General features: G+C 37.2%; 2 protein-coding genes and 2 pseudogenes. 3 read left to right on the top strand and 1 reads right to left on the bottom strand.

Going from position 1 to position 1,754, the window contains the following annotated elements; all coding sequences use genetic code 11:
• The 3 genes and pseudogenes from ACFIKX_RS02980 to ACFIKX_RS02970 form a co-directional block, all read left to right on the top strand.
• Positions 1–240, top strand: a pseudogene (locus ACFIKX_RS02980) (hypothetical protein); the annotation flags it as partial.
• Positions 241–610: 370 nt separating this feature from the next.
• A complete protein-coding gene (locus ACFIKX_RS02975; RefSeq protein WP_375629342.1) occupies positions 611–1,342 on the top strand; it encodes an antA/AntB antirepressor family protein in 732 nt (243 codons plus the stop codon).
• The gene (locus ACFIKX_RS02970) at positions 1,339–1,617 is read left to right on the top strand and encodes a hypothetical protein (protein ID WP_375629339.1); all 279 of its coding nucleotides are present in this window, start codon (positions 1,339–1,341) and stop codon (positions 1,615–1,617) included. The genes ACFIKX_RS02975 and ACFIKX_RS02970 overlap by 4 nt, the downstream gene beginning before the upstream one ends.
• A 46-nt stretch (positions 1,618–1,663) precedes the next feature.
• Here the strand turns inward: ACFIKX_RS02970 and ACFIKX_RS02965 are convergent.
• Positions 1,664–1,754: pseudogene (locus tag ACFIKX_RS02965) on the bottom strand (type II toxin-antitoxin system HicB family antitoxin); the annotation flags it as partial.

Below are 1,754 nucleotides of genomic sequence, written 5' to 3'. Positions count from 1 at the left end.
ATAAGTTTAGCGCTTGTCGTTTTAATTTTTCCAAATAGTTATAAAGAAACTGTTTCTTTACCTTTCATTTCTAAGTACGTGCAGCATAAGCTTTCTTTTCCATTGGATACTGTACTTTGGTACTCAGATATTGCTCTTTGGTATTCTTTTTTAGTTTGTGTATTGTTTCTTATGTTACGTACACGCAGTTTAATAAATATATCCATTTACACACTACAGTGCTCAGTTAAAAAGCCATAGTAAAATTCCCGATTTTATAAAACTGTTTAGATTACGTTGTCTCTTCTCAACGTTCGATAAAATCAACAAGAGCATAAAAAACTATCGGAAGCCGCTTGACATTATTTCTGTAATGTATATCTTTGGTATTAGGTGCCTCAAAAACACCTTAAACGAACAGCGGATAGATTGCCGACACAATTTTTCTTCCGCACATTAAAGGCTTTGACTCATTGTATGTTACACGCATATAATGGCATTGTCGGGTGTAGTTGCGCTATACAATACCCTTATGGGAAAAGCGTAACGACGGACTGTTCGCCGTGTTTTTGAGCACCCGGCATTCTTTATTGAGTGTCAATCAAAAACGTCTAATCGAACAGGAGTTCACATGAACACTCTCATAGAAATTAGAGAACAGGTTATTGATCAGGAAACTGTTCAAACAGTAAATGCACGTGATTTGCACGCATTTTTGGAAATTACATCAAAATTTGCAGACTGGATTAAAAATCGCATTAAAGAATGTAAGTTTCTGGAAAATATAAACTTTATAACGCTTTCTAAAAATTTAGAAAACGGTGGAAAGGTAAAAGAATACCACATTACATTAGACATGGCTAAACATCTTTCGATGATAGAGCGTAATGATAAAGGGCATGAAGCGCGTCAATACTTTATCAAATGTGAACGGCTTTTGAAACAAGTAGCAACACCACAAGTTGACTACTCCAAACCCGAAGCATTACTTGGTGTCTTAAATCACTTACAAAATCAAATCGAGCAAAAGGATAACACCATTGCTGGATTGACTCCAAAAGCAAAAGCTTTGGAAGGTTTAAAGCGCTCTGATGGGTTGTTTGGTCTTATCGAAGCAGCGAAAATGCTTGAAGTACGACCAAAGGACTTAACCGATTATTTGCGTAAACATGACTGGGTGTATCGACGGGCTCCAGGGGCGCCGCTGTTACCTTATCAGGATAAGATAAAGAAAGGATTCATGGATTGTCCCGCTATTACCATTCAAAGACCGGATGGTACAGAAAAGGTGCTCCCTTCAACAAAAATCACACCAAAAGGATTGGCATGTTTGAGAGAACAAATCCATGGAGGTGTACAATGAACACCAGTATCGACTTTTTATGTGATTTATGGATAGCTTTGTTTCAATTTTCTGATCGTGATGATGTCGAAGATAAGGCTTTTAATGCTCTCATTGAGACCATGGATGCAATAGAAAAAGCTTTGATTTTAAAACTTCAAGATGAATCACCAAATGCACTCAGAATTTTGGCAATGATTACAAATTTTGGAACCTTAAAACCTCCCCCGATTATGGAGCCTTTGTTAAAAGCTTACGAACCAAATTTGGAGAGCCCCATTAAAAAGGTTGCTTAATTAAAAAAATAGAACTCCCCTCCCCATTTTAAAAGTGGGGAGGAAGTTAAGCCGCGTTTTTGATTGTAATAACGACTTGCTTGCCAAGAACACTCAGTGCTTGCTCTAGTGTTTGAAGCTTAGTTGGATAATTTGGA

This window comes from Bartonella sp. CM86QHHN, assembly GCF_042194695.1.
In the GTDB taxonomy this organism is placed as follows: Bacteria; Pseudomonadota; Alphaproteobacteria; order Rhizobiales; family Rhizobiaceae; genus Bartonella.
Note: the sequence above shows the minus strand (reverse complement) of the source record. Positions and strands in the feature narration are given on the sequence as shown.